The sequence below is a fragment of the Paenarthrobacter sp. A20 genome (genome assembly GCF_024168825.1).
Classification (GTDB): domain Bacteria; phylum Actinomycetota; class Actinomycetes; order Actinomycetales; family Micrococcaceae; genus Arthrobacter.
In genome coordinates this window covers 1,643,900-1,658,996 of sequence record NZ_JALJWH010000001.1, presented here as the reverse complement: position 1 = coordinate 1,658,996, position 15,097 = coordinate 1,643,900, and the positions used below count along the sequence as shown (strand labels likewise).

The 15,097-nt window shown below is 62.0% G+C and carries 15 protein-coding genes; 6 read left to right on the top strand and 9 right to left on the bottom strand.

Annotated features, from left to right (window positions below; genetic code table 11):
- Window positions 1-45 precede the first annotated feature (45 nt).
- The 7 genes from J3D46_RS08035 to J3D46_RS08005 all read right to left on the bottom strand — a co-directional run bounded on the left by J3D46_RS08035 (window position 46) and on the right by J3D46_RS08005 (window position 8,113).
- Window positions 46-1,584, bottom strand: a complete 1,539-nt coding sequence (locus J3D46_RS08035; RefSeq protein WP_231341935.1) for an alpha-N-arabinofuranosidase — start codon at window positions 1,582-1,584, stop codon at window positions 46-48.
- Window positions 1,585-1,664: 80 nt separating this feature from the next.
- Window positions 1,665-2,567, bottom strand: coding sequence for a carbohydrate ABC transporter permease (locus J3D46_RS08030; protein WP_253466235.1), 903 nt, complete (start codon window positions 2,565-2,567; stop codon window positions 1,665-1,667).
- 2 nt (window positions 2,568-2,569) lie between these two features.
- Complete coding sequence (locus J3D46_RS08025) at window positions 2,570-3,490, bottom strand: carbohydrate ABC transporter permease (protein WP_231340528.1); 921 nt, start codon at window positions 3,488-3,490, stop codon at window positions 2,570-2,572.
- A 35-nt stretch (window positions 3,491-3,525) separates the two neighbouring features.
- Complete coding sequence (locus J3D46_RS08020; RefSeq protein ID WP_231340527.1) at window positions 3,526-4,860, bottom strand: extracellular solute-binding protein; 1,335 nt, start codon at window positions 4,858-4,860, stop codon at window positions 3,526-3,528.
- Window positions 4,861-5,044: 184 nt separating this feature from the next.
- Entirely contained in the window at window positions 5,045-6,046 is a 1,002-nt protein-coding gene (locus J3D46_RS08015) for a LacI family DNA-binding transcriptional regulator (protein WP_231340526.1), read from the bottom strand.
- Window positions 6,047-6,203: 157 nt separating this feature from the next.
- Window positions 6,204-6,995: a TIM barrel protein gene (locus J3D46_RS08010; RefSeq protein WP_231340525.1), complete on the bottom strand. Its 792-nt coding sequence runs from the start codon at window positions 6,993-6,995 to the stop codon at window positions 6,204-6,206.
- Window positions 6,992-8,113, bottom strand: a complete 1,122-nt coding sequence (locus J3D46_RS08005; RefSeq protein ID WP_253466232.1) for a Gfo/Idh/MocA family oxidoreductase — start codon at window positions 8,111-8,113, stop codon at window positions 6,992-6,994. Before J3D46_RS08005 ends, J3D46_RS08010 begins: the two co-directional genes overlap by 4 nt.
- Before the next feature lie 107 nt (window positions 8,114-8,220).
- Between J3D46_RS08005 and J3D46_RS08000 the strand changes: the two genes are divergently transcribed.
- Complete coding sequence (locus J3D46_RS08000; protein WP_231340523.1) at window positions 8,221-9,228, top strand: LacI family DNA-binding transcriptional regulator; 1,008 nt, start codon at window positions 8,221-8,223, stop codon at window positions 9,226-9,228.
- A gap of 44 nt (window positions 9,229-9,272) precedes the next feature.
- Window positions 9,273-9,959 carry a TetR/AcrR family transcriptional regulator gene (locus J3D46_RS07995; protein WP_231340522.1) on the top strand — a complete coding sequence of 229 codons (687 nt, stop codon included), beginning with the start codon at window positions 9,273-9,275 and terminating at the stop codon, window positions 9,957-9,959.
- A gap of 1 nt (window position 9,960) precedes the next feature.
- Here J3D46_RS07995 and J3D46_RS07990 read toward each other — a convergent pair whose 3' ends face one another.
- On the bottom strand, window positions 9,961-10,650 hold the full coding sequence (locus tag J3D46_RS07990; RefSeq protein WP_253466229.1) for a LytR C-terminal domain-containing protein: 690 nt from the start codon (window positions 10,648-10,650) through the stop codon (window positions 9,961-9,963).
- A gap of 16 nt (window positions 10,651-10,666) precedes the next feature.
- Window positions 10,667-10,966: a type II toxin-antitoxin system VapB family antitoxin gene (locus J3D46_RS07985; RefSeq protein WP_011773432.1), complete on the bottom strand. Its 300-nt coding sequence runs from the start codon at window positions 10,964-10,966 to the stop codon at window positions 10,667-10,669.
- 321 nt (window positions 10,967-11,287) lie between these two features.
- Here J3D46_RS07985 and J3D46_RS07980 point away from each other — a divergent pair, with 321 nt between their 5' ends.
- From J3D46_RS07980 to J3D46_RS07965, 4 genes are all read left to right on the top strand, one after another.
- Window positions 11,288-13,276 (top strand): alpha/beta hydrolase, encoded by a 1,989-nt coding sequence (locus J3D46_RS07980; RefSeq protein WP_253466226.1) that lies wholly within the window; start codon window positions 11,288-11,290, stop codon window positions 13,274-13,276.
- Window positions 13,277-13,427: 151 nt separating this feature from the next.
- Window positions 13,428-13,823 carry a hypothetical protein gene (locus tag J3D46_RS07975; protein ID WP_157731655.1) on the top strand — a complete coding sequence of 132 codons (396 nt, stop codon included), beginning with the start codon at window positions 13,428-13,430 and terminating at the stop codon, window positions 13,821-13,823.
- A gap of 180 nt (window positions 13,824-14,003) precedes the next feature.
- Window positions 14,004-14,393 (top strand): hypothetical protein, encoded by a 390-nt coding sequence (locus tag J3D46_RS07970; RefSeq protein WP_231340519.1) that lies wholly within the window; start codon window positions 14,004-14,006, stop codon window positions 14,391-14,393.
- Window positions 14,394-14,576: 183 nt separating this feature from the next.
- The gene (locus J3D46_RS07965; protein ID WP_231340518.1) at window positions 14,577-14,969 is read left to right on the top strand and encodes a hypothetical protein; all 393 of its coding nucleotides are present in this window, start codon (window positions 14,577-14,579) and stop codon (window positions 14,967-14,969) included.
- Window positions 14,970-15,097 lie beyond the last annotated feature (128 nt).

The following is a 15,097-nucleotide window of genomic DNA, read 5'->3' as shown; positions in this document are numbered from 1 at the left end:
TGAGTGCTCATAGCGACGTTTGCTGTTACTCAGTCGGGTGGGCGGCTAGCCCTTCACCACGTCAAGCTCGACGACGGCCCACGACAAGGCGGGCAGCGTCAGGCGTAGCTCCGAGCCAGTCGCCTTCACACCTTCCAGCGCCGTCAGGCCCACACGGCGCGGCTGATCCTGGGTGTTGACGGTCAAGCGGTCGCCGCCCTCGGGGATTTCAAGGACCTCGGCGCGGAGCACCTGTCGGGCGTCGAAACCGCGCAAAGCTACCTCGACGTCGGCGGCTTCTTCCAGCCCACGGTTCGCGAAGAAGAGTGCCACGCGGCCCGTCTCCTCGTTCCACGTCGCACTCACGTCCACCAGGTCCGTGTCGCCAAACCGCGCATTCGAGTACTTGTCCGAGTCCACCGAGAGCCGCAGGATCTGGCCCTTGGCGAGCTCGGCCATGCGTGCGAACGGGTGGAAAATGGTCTGCTTCCACGCCGGCCCGTTCTCTTCCGAGAGGATCGGCGCAATGACGTTGACCAACTGGGCCTGGTTGGCGATCTTCACGCGGTCGCCGTGGCGGAGCAGCGAATTGAGCAGGGTACCCACCACAACGGCGTCGGTGACGTTGTACTTGTCCTCAATAACGCGCGGGTGTTCCCGCCAGCCTGCCTTGGCCACATTGTGCGGCTGGTCCTCGGTGTCCAGGCCGCGCTGGTACCAAACGTTCCACTCGTCGAAGGACAGGTTGATGTGCTTCTTGTGCTTGCCCTTGGCGCGCACGGCGTCCGCGGTGGCCACCACTGACTCAATGAAATAGTCAGTATCGACGGCGGAGGCAAGGAAGCTGCCCACGTCACCTTCATGTTCCTGGTAGTAGGCGTGGAGGGATACGTAGTCCACTTCGTCGTAGGTGTGGGTGAGGACGGTCTGCTCCCACGAACCAAAGGTGGGCATGCTGGAGCTGGAACTGCCGCAGGCCACCAGTTCAAGCGAGGGGTCCACGAACCGCATGGCTTTGGCGGCTTCCTGTGCCAGCCGGCCATACTCGTCGGCGGTCTTGTGGCCGATCTGCCACGGCCCGTCCAACTCGTTGCCGAGGCACCAGAGCTTGATGTTGAACGGGTCCTTGTGGCCGTTTTTGGCGCGGAGGTCGGACAGGTAAGTTCCGCCGGGGTGGTTGGCGTACTCCACGATCTCGCGGGCAGCATCCACTCCCCTGGTGCCAAGGTTGATGGCTTCCATGATTTCCGTACCGGCCTGCTTGGACCAGTCCACAAACTCGTGCAGGCCAAAGGCGTTGGTCTCCACGGTGTGCCAGGCACCGTCGAGCCTGCGCGGCCTGTTTTCCTTCGGGCCGATCCCGTCTTCCCAGTTGTAGCCCGAGACGAAGTTGCCACCGGGGTAGCGGATGACGGTGGCGCCGAGTTCCTTGACCAGCTTCATGACGTCCTGGCGGAAGCCGTTTTCGTCAGCCTCGGGGTGCCCGGGCTCATAGATGCCGGTGTAGACGCAGCGGCCCATGTGCTCCACGAAGGAGCCGAAGAGTCGTCGGGGTACCTCGCCAATGGTGAAGTCGCGGTCGAGGGTGATGCGTGCGCGGGACATGTATCTCCTTGGTTGTGATCTGAAACTGTTGTGTTGAAAACTGTTGGGTTCTGAAACTGGTGGTGGGCGCCGGGTGCCGGTCAGGTGCCGGCGAGTCCCGTCGTCGCGACGCCCTTGATGATCTGGCGTTGGAAGAACAGGAAGACGACGATCAGCGGCAGCGCTGCAAGCAGGGCGGACGCCATGTTCTGCGCGTACTGGATGCCGTAGGCGCTCTTGATGGTCTGCAAGCCGACTGGGAGGGTCAGCAGGTTGCCGTCGTTGGTGGCGATGAACGGCCACAGGAAGTTGTTCCACGCGCCGATGAAAACGAAGATCGCGACGGCGGCCAGGATGGGCCGGGACAACGGCAGGATGATTTGGGTGAAGATGCGCAAGCGGCTGGCGCCGTCCATCACGGCCGCTTCTTCGAGCTCGCGCGGGATTTGGTCGAAGAACTTCTTCAGCACGAACACCATCGCGGGGTGGATGACCTGCGGCAGGATGATGGCCCACGAGGTATCTATCAGGTTCAGCGCCAGCATTTGGTAAAACAGCGGGATGATCAGCACGGGCGGCGGGATGATGATGGACGCGATGATCACGGTCATCAGCACCTTCTTCCCCCTGAAATCGATCCGCGACAGTGCATATGCCACCAGTGCCGAGATCACCAGGGTGATGGCCGTGATGGCCGCCGAGGTGTAGAGCGAGTTCCATGTCCAGAGCGGGATGTTGCCGTCTTGGAACACCTTGACGAACGCTTCAGGAGTGAAGCCCGACGGCGGCAGCCAGGTGACGTCCGGAGCTGCGGCATCCGTCTCGGTCTTGAAAGCGGTGGCGGTGGCCCACGCGAACGGGATCAGCCACAGTACGGCAATAAAGGCGGCGACCACGATGGCCGCGATCCTGCCCACCGTCAGTTTCTTGCGGGGTTGGCGGATCTTGGGGCTGTTACCGGTGGTGGTGCTGGGGGCGGGACGGGTCAGGGTAGGGGTTGCCATGGTTATGCGCTCCTGCGGCGGGTGATGACGAACTGCATGACAGAAACAACCACGATCAGTCCGAAGAAGATGTAGGAGATGGCTGCGGAGTAGCCCAGCCGGTAGCCGGTGAACCCGGTTTCAAAGATGTACTGCACCACGGGGCGGGTGGATCCTGCCGGCCCGCCTGCGGTCATTTGGTACACCTGATCGAAAATCTTCAGTGACGCCAGGATCTGGAGGAGCACAATCATCACGGTGGTGGGGGTGAGCTGCGGCAGCGTAATGGAGAAGAACTGGCGCCAGGCTCCGGCGCCGTCCAGCGATGCCGCTTCATAGTGCTGGGCCGGGATGTTTTGCATGGCGGCCAGGTAGAGCAGGAAGTTGAAGCCCACAGTCCACCAAAGTGTGGCGATCACAATGGCCCACATGGCCACGTTCGGATCGTTCAGCCAGGCAACCCTGGGGAGACCGATTCCCGTCAGGAACTCGTTGATCAGGCCAAGCTGCGGGTTGTACATCCAGGTGAAGAACAGTGAAACCACCGTGGAGGCCAGCAGGTACGGTGCAAAGTAGGAGAGCCGCCACAGCCACTGGGCAGGAAGCCCCACGTTGAGCAATGCGGCCATGACCAGGGCCACGAGGACCAGGGGTACGGTGCTGATCACCGTGAAGTAGAGGGTGTTGCCCAGGGACCGCCACATATCTGCGTCGGCCAATGCCTCGGCGTAGTTGGCGAAACCGATCAGGCTGTCATTGGCCCCGGTCAGGGACTTGCCCGTGAGGCTCATGTAGAAGCCGTAGAGGATGGGCCAGACGAGGAAAACGAGGAAGAACACCAGGAACGGGGTGGCGAACGCCCATCCGCTCACGTTGCTGCGGGATCGGCTCCCGGGTTTGCGCAGGGTCTCCGGCCTCGGCCGGGACAGCGTAGAGGTACTCATGAAAGGACTCCTTTGTCGCTCGGTGCGTGGGCCGGTCAGACCGGGTTGGGACGGGAGAGGAGGGTGTTGGTGCGTTGTTCGAAGGCATCCCATCCTGCCGATGCCTTGTCCCTTCCCAGGAGCACGTTCTGGACGTTCTCGGCGAAGTAGGTCTGCCAGTCCGAGCCGGAGCCGCTGAACCAGGCTTCGGGATCGTAGGCAATGATGTCCGCCGCGTTGGCGTAGTGAATCTGCGGGGTGAGTTCGCGGTACGCCTGCGACTGGACCACAGGCTGGTACCCGGGAATGTGTCCGGCTTCTGCCCAGGACAGCGATCCCTTCAGGACGTCGGTGACAAACTTGTAGACATCCCTGCGCTTGTCCTCGTTGACGTTGAGTTGGCGCGGCAGGACGAACGAGTGCGAGTCGGCGTAGGAGGCCGGCGTCCCGTACAGCGTGGGAATGGTGGCGGCGTCAACGGGGATGCCGGCTTTCTTCATGGTGGGAAGTTCCCAGACACCGCTGAACAACATTCCCGAGCCGCCGCGGGCGAACTCGGCGATGCCGGTGCTGATGTCTCCGGCCTGGGCTGCGATGGTGTCGTCAAACAGTGAAGCCATGAATTCCAGCGACTCAATGGCCGCGTCCCGGTCCACCTTCATAGGCTGGCCCGGCGTCAGTTCCATGTCCACGCCATGCTGCTTGTAGAGGGTGTAGAACAGGCGCCACATCTGCGACCCACTGCCCAGGTAGCCGAAGGACAGGCCGTGGGCCTTGGTCACTTTCTGCATTTCCAAGGCCATGGCTTTGAACTCGTCCGGAGAGCTCACCTCCTGAAGCTGCCCGTTGCTGCCCAGGACGCCCGCTTTGCCTGCAACATCTGTGTTGTAGAACATCACGAACGGGTGTGAGTCCAAGGCGATGGAGAAGACCTTGCCGCCATGCTGGCTCTTCTCCCAGATTCTGGGAGCGAAGTCGGATGCCGTCACCCCGTTCTCGGCAAGAAGGTCCAGGTCCCACGGATCGATGAGTCCGCCCGGCGCATAACCGGGCACCCGGCTGGCGTGCATGATGGCCACCTCCGGTGGGCGGCCTCCTGCCGATGCCATGGCCAATTTGGTGTAATACGGAGGCCCCCAGGCAAGCACCGTGGGGTGCACCTTGAAACCGGGATTGGCCTGGTTGGCCGCGTTGATCATGGCCTGCATTTTGATGCCGTCACCGCCGGAGAGGAGGTGCCAGAACCCAATGTCCTGGACGGCCGCAGCCTGGGCGGCCCCTCCACAACCGCTGAGGCCGGTTGCCAGGAGCCCCCCGCCAAGAAGGGCGGAACCTGTCAATAACTGTCTCCGGGACAACTGTTTCCCGGTCAAAGATTCAAACTGCTTCACCCGTCACTCCTTTGGATGGGTCCGCTGAAAGGTCACTGCTGTGTTGCTCAAGATCCGGCTCCGGCGCGTCCCCACACTCGGTAATAGGTGGCCCGGGGGTGACGCAGGTCTCACATTACATCGATGTAATAGACTGGGCAAGAGAAAATTGTTAGCGCACACAATTTGGTGACCGGCTCTCGTTTCAGGCCTTGCTGCTGTCCCGCTCCACAATGCTGTACTCGATTTCAACGAGGCGCTGGCCCTGGCCCCGGTCGCCCATGCGCTCCGTGAGGAGACGCAGGGCTTCGCTGGCAATGGTTCGCTTGTCAAAGGAGACGGTCGTCAGGGAAGGGACGGCGTAGCGGCCATCGGCAATATCATCGAAACCCGCCACCGCGATTTCCTCAGGGATCCGCAAACCCCTCTTCCAGAGCACGCTCAGGGCACCAATCGCCATGGAGTCGGTGAAACAGAAGAGAGCCTCTGGGACAGGATGCGTCTCCAGATAAGCCTCCAGGGCTTTGGCGGCGGTTTCGGGCGTCCACTTTTCGCAAGGAATCAGCAGCGACTCATCCCGCGGAATACTCAGGATGTCCAAAGCGGCTTCATACCCTTGGGTACGCTGGATGGCCGCCGCAGATCCTCGCCCCTGGGTTGTTCCAAGGACCGCAATGCGCCGACGCCCGGGCTTGGCCAGCGCCAGCGTCATGTCCCGGGCCGCCGTCAGGCTGTTCACAAAGACCCGATCGGCCAGCTGCTGCGTCACCTCGCCCAAAAGAACCACAGGAGGCAGGGCCACTCCAACCTTGACCGCACTCTCATCCAACACCACGGGATTGAGGATCAATCCGTCGATCAGGTTGGAGCGGGCCCGGGTCATCAGTTCCTGCTCGCGGCGCGGGTCCGAGCCCGTTTCCTCAATCTGGACAATCCAGCCCTGCTCATGGGCCACCTCCACAATATGGTGGGCCACCTCCGCCGAGTACGGTGTTGCCAGGTCCGGCAAAGCGAGGGCAATAACCCCGGAGCGGCCATTCCGCAGTCCGCGCGCAGAAAGATTGGGTACGTAATCCAGTTCCGCCATGGCCTGTTCAACCCGGAGCCGGGTAGGAGCGCTGACAGGGACCACACCGTTCATCACGTTCGAGACCGTTTTGGGCGAAACCCCTGCACGGCGCGCCACGTCCTTGACCGTTGCGCGCAATACGCCCCCTAGCTACAGTGTTGACCGGCGCAGCGACTGACCGGTTTTCCTTGATGCTACGCGAGTTTTTCTCCCTGGATGCAGCGCCCTGGCGCCAGTTACGGCCAACGCGAGGGCGTTCGGTGCCGTCCCGGGCCCGCGGGCAGGCTGCTCTTGGCTAGCCTTCAAAGGCCGCACGGAAAGCCGCCAGCGCGGCATCACCTGATTGCAGGTCCTCTCCCCCGTCGGCCTTCGCCTCGAGGCCTATGACCCCCGCGTATCCGGCCTTCTGAAGAGCATCTGCGACGCCGCGGTAGTTGACTTCCCCGGTGCCGGGTTCGCAACGGCCGGGGACGTCAGCCACCTGTATTTCTCCGATCCAGGGCAACGCGGCCCGGACAAGTTCGATCAGGTTTCCCTCGCCGATTTGGGCGTGATACAGGTCCAGCATCATCCTGACATTGGGGTGGTTAACTGCGGAGACCAGCGCCAAAGTGTCCTTGGCCCGCGCCAATGGGATTCCAGGGTGGTCCAGGATGGTGTTCAGGTTCTCAAGCGCGAAGGTCACTCCGTGCTTCTCGCCCAGCGCCCCCAGGCGTTCGAGGGTGCTTCGACCGGTCAGCCACATCTCACCGGTAGACCGGTGAACCGGTCGGACAGCCCTGCCTCCCTCCCCGAGCTCCGCAGGGTGGACCACCATCCGCTCGACGCCAAGTTCAAGCGCCACGGGAATCAACTTCTCCGCGGACGCCAGCACGTCCTCGGCACCGCCGGGATCAGTAAGGCTGCCGCCAAAATAGCCGCTCATCGACGAGAACCGGGCACCTGTTGCTGCCAGGGCCGCGACATCCCGGCCGCGGGTGTCCCACAGCTCCACCTCGAACCCTTGCCCGTGGATCCTCTTCACCCGCTCCGTCAAGGGCAGTTCGCCGTAGAGCATTTCAGCGCATACGGCCAGGCGGAAGCTCATGCGTTGTCCCCCACAGTGAGCAGCGCGGGTTCCGCCGGACGCAGTGCGGCAATCGATGCCACATCAACAGACAGCCCGGTGTGGGCCGAACGGGTGGCAGCCAGGGCAACGGCCAGCGCATTCCGCGCGTCGGTTCCGCCAGCACCTTGGGCCGCGGGAGCCTGGGTCCCATCGCGGTCAGCCCTCACCGCATCCACAAAGTGGGCGAGTTCAGCCGTGTAGGCATCGTGAAAGAGGTCCACGTTCAGGCGGACGGTGGCCGCATTGATGCCGGCAGCAGTGTAGCTCGTGGCCGAGTTGGCCTGCGGGCCTCCCGCCGTCACCATCCCCGCAGTGCCAAATACCTCTCCGCGCACGTCATAGCCGTACAGGGCATTGAAGTTGGCCTCGGCCACGGCAATGGCCCCGTTGCTGTAGGTCACGGTGACCACAGCGGTATCCAACAGCCCGCCCTCTTTTGCCTCGGGAGCTACCAGCGCGTCAGCCACTGCATGGACGCGAACAGGGACAGCGCCGGGGTTCAGCCAGTTCAAGGTATCAAAGTCGTGGATGAGGGTCTCAAGGAAAATGGTGCCCGGTGCAATCCGCTCCGGATTGGCAATCCCGTCCTTGTGTCCCGGGTCGCGGGTCAAGGACCGCAACAATTGCGGGGTTCCCACAGCGCCGTCATCAATGAGTCGGCGGGCGGCAGCAAAGTCTTCTGCGTAGCGGCGGTTGAAACCGAAGTGGACCGTCACACCCGCGGCCTCCGCTGCTTCCAGCGCCTCATCAACTTCTTCCACAGTACGGCCGCCTGGCTTTTCGCAGAAGGCATGCTTGCCAGCACGTGCCGCCGCCGCTATCAGCCCGGAATGATAGCGGGCCGGCGCGGAGATCAGGACAGCATCCACTTCCGGATCAGCCAGCACATCCTCCGGGTCAGTGCTGATCTTGCGGACACCCAGCCGGTCAGCCAGCGCCTGGACCGCGGGAAGGGCCGGGTCAGCGATTGCCTCGAGTCGGGCATTGGGGATGCGCCGGGCAATGGATTCGGCGTGAAAACTTCCAATCCACCCCGCTCCGATCAGACCAAGACGAACGGGCCGGTCTTCACTGACCGGATGCTGAAGGTAAACCATGAGAGCTCCTGATGCGTATCTTCTAGATCGTTCTAGTCGAACCATACTGACACGGGATTCACGCCTCGTCTAGATCGTTCTATACACTGGTTGCAACTGGAGGAAATATGTCAGAACTGCAGCGCCGCCCCACCCTGATGGACGTAGCCGAGGCGGCCGGCGTCTCGCGCGCCTTGGTTTCCATCGTGATGCGGGGCGCCCCCGGCGCGGCGGAAGCTACCCGACAAAGAGTCCTGCAGGCGGCCAGCGATCTCGGTTACCGGGCAGACTCCCGCGCGAGGCTGCTGCGGAGCAGCAGAACCAAACTCCTGGGCCTCGCCTTCTCCAGCTCACAGCCGTTTCACGCGGAGATTGTCGATGCCGCGTACGCGGAGGCGTCCGCCAAGGGCTATGAGATAACGCTGAGCGCAGTGGCCGGAGGCCGACCTGAGGCCCGCGCCATCGAGACCTTGCTGGACGTCGGCGCCGAGGCGTTGATCATCATCGCTCCCACCCTCAGCGTGGATGACCTGGCATTGCACGCCCGCCAGGTGCCGGTGGTGAGCCTCCTGCGCGATGACGTGGGCGATCTTGTGGATTCGGTCAGCAGTGACGATCATGCCGGCATCGCACTGGCCGTTGACCATCTGGTTAGCCTGGGTCATCGCCGGATCGTCCACGTGGACGGCGGCACTGCAGTCTCGTCGGACAAACGCCGGGAGGCGTACCGCACGGAAATGATCCGGCATCGCCTGCAACCCGTGGTTGTTTCGGGCGGCCCAGGAGAGGAGGACGGCATGGGGGCAGGGCAGATCCTTCAGGCCGATCTGCCAACGGCTGTTATCGCCTTCAACGACAGGTCGGCCCTGGGAATCATGGAAAGCTTCAGGGCCGCGGGAATCAGCATTCCCGCCGATGTTTCAGTACTCGGCTACGACGACAGCAACTTCGCCAAGCTGAGTTATGTCCAGTTATCCTCTGTCAGCCAGGACGCTCCGCTCCTTGCCGCCGCCGCCGTTGGCCGTGCCGTGGACCGGATCGAAGGGGCAAAGCCACCGGGCAGCGTGGTCCGGACACCACACCTGGTCACCCGCAAAACCACAGCCCGGGCCCCTGAAGGAAACAGCGACACCTGACAAAACCCGCAGCTCTTAGTGACAGATCACTGTAAAGTGTCTATATGCCAAGGATCACGGCCGCCACGAATGCTGCCCAACGTGCCGAGACCCAACGTCGGATTCTGACCGCCTTTGGAGAGCTCCTCTTCACCCATGGCCTTCCCGGCCTCACCATGACCGACGTCGCGCGCCACGCAGGCGTCGGCCGCACCGCCGTCTACAACTACTACGCGGACATGGAGCAACTGCTCATCGCGTACGCCTTGGATGAGACGGAACGCTTCATCGTGGACCTCCGCGATTCGCTGGCCGCACTCGAGAATCCGGTGGATAGGCTGGCCCTCTATGTCCGCGCGCAGGTGGAAGATCTGAGCCGCCGCCACTTGCCTCCCGGGCCGGCCATGGCCGCGGTCCTCTCCCCCGGTTCCTTCGCGAAGCTCGCGGACCACGTGGGAGACCTCAACGTCCTGCTGCAGGACATCCTGCAGGACGGTGTCCACCAGGGCTACCTCCCCGACGTCGACGTCGCCCAACTGGCCCGGCTCATTCTCGGAACGCTGTCTGCCAGCGCCGCACGACGCAACCGAACGCCCGACGGCGAGACTCCCCCGCCAGCCCCGGCCACCGACGTCGAGGCCCACACATCTCAAACTGTGCGCTTCATCCAGCTGGGTGCGGGTGCCCGCTTCGACGAAAAGGGCAGGCCCCTCCGGTTGGATTCACCGTCCCACAACGCCTTGGCCAGCTAGGCTACTGCCCCGCCGGAAGCGTGGGGACGACCGGCCACTTGGAGTTGTCTGCAATCCGGAGGTCTTCACGCGGGCAGAGCAGCTTCCCCGGAGTCTGGTCCACCAGTTCCGGTTCCACCAGGCCTTCGTAGCCCGAGGTGAGGATGACATCCACGGATTCGTCCTCGCGGTTGTCCTGGAAGTAGTCAGTTCCGGCAAGGTTGCGCTGGATATTGAACGCGGCCGCTTGCCCCTTGACTCCGGAAACCACAACGCCGACGCCTGTGTAGGCGGTGTCGCTGTTGTCCACGGACGCCACCTTGAAACCGCGGGCCGTGAACTGCTCAGCGACGGTTCCAGCCAACCCACCACGGGACGTAGCGTTGAAGACATTGAGATTAACCGTTTCGTTCGGGACGTAGTCGAACGTGGTGGTGGGGCACAGACTGGTGGGAGCTTTGCTGGCGATCGCGGTGGGGACCTTGATGACGCCGTTCATGATCGCCCAAGCGCCAACGGCACCGGCAGCGATCACGCCCACCAGCAGCACAAGAACGATTCCGTGGAACAACCGGCGTCGGAAACGGCTCTTCTGGGCCGCGGCATCCTCGGCAAACGTTGCCCGCAGCTCCGGTCCGGTGACCACGTGGTGGCCGTGAAGCTGCGTCGCATCCTTGGGACGCTTAGGTTTTTTTGCTGGGGACGTGTCCACCTCCGGACCCGTCAGCCTAGCCATCGATCACCAGGACGCGTGCGTGGATCGCCGTCCTCTGGTGGAGCGCCGTGCGCACGGCCCTATGGAGCCCGTCTTCGAGGTACATGACGCCCTGATACTGGACAACGTGCGGGAACAGGTCGCCGAAGAAGGTTGAGTCTTCAGCCAACAATGCCTCCAAATCCAGGGTTCGTTTGGTGGTTACCAGTTCATCGAGGCGGATAGGGCGCGGGGGCAAGGCAGCCCAGTCCCGCGGCGCCGAGTATCCATGGTCAGGGTACGGGCGTCCCTCGCCCACAGCTTTGAAGATCACCCTGCAAGCCTATGGAAGTTGGCGCCCTAACGGAACTTGTGACCCGCGGCACAGGCAGGTTGTAGCCAAAAGGTGACTTCCGGCTTCTGCTCCTACGGCCCCGGAGCTGGACTCCCGCAGATCACCCGCTCAAGCAACACCTTGCTTTGCTTCACTGACACATTCAGTTCCTCGGCCACCCGCTCCGTCGTCAGGAATCGGTGCATCTTGGCATCCTCTGGCATACACAACCTCCTAAAGCCGTACAACACCACGACCTCCAATTGCCCAAACAGCAGTTATGCTAATCGTTGGATTTATCGTTCTGGTTTGGGGGCAGGCATGGGAATTGCTTTTGATGACGGCGCGGCCGACGCGCTGATCACTGCCGCAAACTCCGCCGACGAGGTTCTGCGTGCCGAGGGAGGCTTCCTGTATGGGGCCGTGGAGCAGGCAGTGCAGGATTTCAACGGGGGCTACGGGCGCTTGTTCAAGGACGCCTGCGCCATCAGGTCCGATGATCGCGGCAAGCTTTCAGGTGTCCTGGCGGCTCTGGCCGAGGATGTCGGCGAGGCCAAGCACAGGGCCCAGCAAGAGAAAGCCCGGCAAAAGAACATGGAAGCCTGGCAGCAACGCGACAACATCCGCAAACAGCAACTGCTCTCCGGTGACATCGCGAAAGCATCCGCGACAGTCGCAACTATGATTTTGGACCCGATGCCCGAGAGAACGCCGGTCCCTGCACCGGCTGTTTCAGCTGTGTTTTCTCCGCGGGACCGGCCCCGGTTCGCCGGCGGACCAGGAACCGGAACCACCTCGGCTGACCCGGGCAAGCTGCGCGGCTTCGCCTCAGTGTCCCGGACTGCCACGAACACCTTGAACTCACACTTTGTCGCAGTCCGGAACGCCTGGAGCGGCTTCACAGCATCCTGTTCCTGGGTGAACATCGAGACTGAATCGTTTGTTGCTGGTTTTGAGCGGTTGCTCGCCGCCAACGCAGCAGACGCCGATTGGATAGAGCAGGTCGCCACCGCATTCGAAACAGCCGGCAGCGGCGCCGTGGCGGACAGCATGCTCAACGGGCTCTTCATCCAGTACGCAGCACCAAACCAAGTGGGTTTGAACGACATCGGAACCATGAGTGCAGCGCAACTGAAGGTTTGGCTCGGTAATGGTGGCACCGCCCGGCTGCGGGAACTCCTGACCCAACCAGGACTGGACCCCGTAGCCACAGCCACGTGGTGGTCTGGCCTCGGCCACACCGTCGAGCCTGCCACCGGGAAAATCACCGTCGGTGAAGAACAGCACCTTCTGATCGATGCACTTCCGGACGTTATTGGGAACCTGAACGGTGTCACCGCGACCGCCAGGGACCTTGCCAACCGCAAAAAGTTGCTGCAGATGCACGACTACTGGAAGAAGTACCGCGAAGAGCACGGCGGAAAAGTTGATGAAGGCTCCCAGGAAGGCATGGTCAACAAAGTCTGGGAATCGCTCTACGACAGCCAGGGCAAGCCGAAAACCAATCCTCAGGATCCATCCGACATCCGGCAACTAATCAGCTTCGCTCCCTTTAGTCTCGGGACAGGATCGGAGACCGGGTTCGGTGCATCTATTTCCGTGGGAGACCTCGACGCCGCCAAGCACGTCACCTACCAGCTCCCCGGGCTGGACACCACCATCGGCAAGGACCTGGCATCCAAGACCAAACAGGCCAATGATCAGCGGCTTGATCAACGCAAACTCGCCGGTTCCAACGGGCTGGATAAGAACCGGATTGCTGTCGTTGCCTGGATTGGTGTCGAGCCGGCCCAGGGTCTGGGTGTGTTCAGCAACGACCAAGCAAAAGTCGTGGGTCCTGCCCTTCGCAACTACGCGACAGGGGTCAACGCCGTTCACCAAAACCTCGACAACGCAGCCATGACAACAGCAGTCGGGCACTCCATGGGTTCCCTCGGGGCCATGGAGGCAGCAAAAACCGAGCTGCCTGTCGATAACCTCGTTCTCGTCGGGGACGTTGGGGCCCCTGATAACGTGACCTCCGTGAACGATCTCCACCTGAACCCCGGCGGCACCGTATACCGGGGAACCTACGACTGGGATCACGTAGCTGAAGTCGGGCATGGGCTCGGCTGGCAGCGTAAAAGCACCGCAGCCCCGGATTCGGCGCCGTCACCTTCGGCACGGACGGCATCACGGGACCTGATGGTGCCACAGAACTCCCAACGAAAACCCACGACGGACAAACAGGCGGCAAGGACGGCATCTACGGGTACTTCGACAGGAGAACCCAGTCAAGCTATAACCAAGCCAGAATCGCCCTCGGCTTGAATGACCAACTCACGAATGCGACACGATGACAACCATGCACGGCCCCCTTAACAGGCGCATCCTTCCCGCCGCAGCCATCCTTCTAATCACCCTTGCAGGGTGCGGAACAACCCCTGGAACCAACCCACCTACCAGCACCGCGGAGCAAACCATGGACCCAGAACAAGCCCGCACAGAGTACTTCAACCTCTTCAACAAGATTCAGGCCCTCGCCCCCGGCGACTGGGATGTCGCGCCGCCCTCCGAATATCAAGGGGATGTCTGCCGGCTCCCGGACGGGTCTGACGGTACCCAATTCTCAATCGATACCAGTCGAAGTCCGCTGAGCCGGGAAGAAATGGACGCTCTGCACGACAAGGTAAAAACTGTCTTCGTGTCCACGGGGTTCACTGTGAAGCAAGAATCCGATGGCGGCCCGAACTTCGTCAGACACACCGACGTGTTCGGGCCCGACAAATTCGTCATGGGGCTCACCACCGGAAAGTACGAAATAAACCTTGGCGGAAACACCCGCTGCGTTCCCGACCCGGAAGGCAAATTTCGCTAGAAAACGATGACAACCATGCACCGCCCCCTTTACAGACGCGTACTTTCCACCAGTGCCGTCCTGCTGCTGCTCGTGTCCGGATGCGCCGCTGGGTCTTCGGGCAGGAGTGCTGATGGAGGTCTCCCACCCTCTCAAACCGCCGCAAGCAACATGCTTCCCAATGGTGGGAATGGGTTGAATATGACACCGGAAGAGGCCAGAACGGAGTTCTTCGGACTCCTCGATGAGATTCAGGCCTTGTCACCAGGTGACTGGGTGAACGAGGACGTACCGGCAGGTGGATACTGCAACTTCCAGGACACCGGAAGCGGCAAGCAGTTCTCCGGCGGCCGGACCACGGGTCCCCTCAGCTCCGCCGAGCGCGAGACACTCAGGCAGAAAGTCTCAGCATTTTATGAATCACGCGGGTACAAAGTTCAGACCCTCGATAAATCAACCACCACGAATAATTTGCTCATCACTACTGCATTCGGACCCGATGGGTTATCCGTCGCCCTATACACGGGCGACCTCGGCACAATAATCGATGGCAGCAGCCGCTGTGTCCCGGACCCGGAGGTAGCAAAATAGCCTCTCCACGGGCACGGTAATGGTTACAGCGGCCAAAGAGGGAATCAAGAAACGTTGAATCGACTACTGATGGTGTCTAGGTCCAGACACGTCCTTACTGCCGCGGCGGTAATTCTTCTCACCCTTGCAGGATGCGGCTCAGCGCCGAGCACCAACCCGCCTATCAGCACCGCGGAGCAGACCATGGAGCCGGAACAAGCCCGCACGGAATACCTCGGCATCTTCACACAAATTCAAGCTCTCGCCCCGGGCGATTGGACGAAAATTACACCCGATAAACCCGGTATGGCGTGCCCCCTCCCGGACGGGACCGAGGGCACTCGGTTCAATTTCGACAGCATGCACGGCGCGATCTCAGAAGATCAGGCTGAAGCGATACATAAGACGGTAAAGGAAGTCTTTGAAAGCAAAGGGCTAAGAGTTGTACAAACCCAGCCCTCGGGAGCGAACCGAGACCAGACGACCACAGGCTTTGGCGATGGCAAGTTCTCCATGCAGCTTGGAACGAGCAGCTTCGGAACCACACTCGGCGGCAACACCCGATGCGCGCCGGATCCCGAAGGCAAATTCCGGTAGGAAGCAGTGACCAAGCAATGTCCGTCGGTACTGGCGCGTCCTTTCCACGAGTGCCGTCCATATCCTTCGTAGGGCGTCACAGACGTCATAGCTGTGATGGGGACCGCGGGGACTGACAGAATAGGGGC

Bases quoted from the DNA above. Each gene is read 5' to 3' on its own strand.
- J3D46_RS08035 (WP_231341935.1), bottom strand. From the start codon at position 1,584: ATGTCCCGCGCACGCATCACCCTCGACCGCGACTTCACCATTGGCGAG.
- J3D46_RS08030 (WP_253466235.1), bottom strand. From the start codon at position 2,567: ATGGCAACCCCTACCCTGACCCGTCCCGCCCCCAGCACCACCACCGGT.
- J3D46_RS08025 (WP_231340528.1), bottom strand. From the start codon at position 3,490: ATGAGTACCTCTACGCTGTCCCGGCCGAGGCCGGAGACCCTGCGCAAA.
- J3D46_RS08010 (WP_231340525.1), bottom strand. From the start codon at position 6,995: ATGAGCTTCCGCCTGGCCGTATGCGCTGAAATGCTCTACGGCGAACTG.
- J3D46_RS08005 (WP_253466232.1), bottom strand. From the start codon at position 8,113: ATGGTTTACCTTCAGCATCCGGTCAGTGAAGACCGGCCCGTTCGTCTT.
- J3D46_RS08000 (WP_231340523.1), top strand. From the start codon at position 8,221: ATGTCAGAACTGCAGCGCCGCCCCACCCTGATGGACGTAGCCGAGGCG.
- J3D46_RS07995 (WP_231340522.1), top strand. From the start codon at position 9,273: ATGCCAAGGATCACGGCCGCCACGAATGCTGCCCAACGTGCCGAGACC.
- J3D46_RS07980 (WP_253466226.1), top strand. From the start codon at position 11,288: ATGGGAATTGCTTTTGATGACGGCGCGGCCGACGCGCTGATCACTGCC.
- J3D46_RS07975 (WP_157731655.1), top strand. From the start codon at position 13,428: ATGGACCCAGAACAAGCCCGCACAGAGTACTTCAACCTCTTCAACAAG.
- J3D46_RS07970 (WP_231340519.1), top strand. From the start codon at position 14,004: ATGACACCGGAAGAGGCCAGAACGGAGTTCTTCGGACTCCTCGATGAG.
- J3D46_RS07965 (WP_231340518.1), top strand. From the start codon at position 14,577: ATGGAGCCGGAACAAGCCCGCACGGAATACCTCGGCATCTTCACACAA.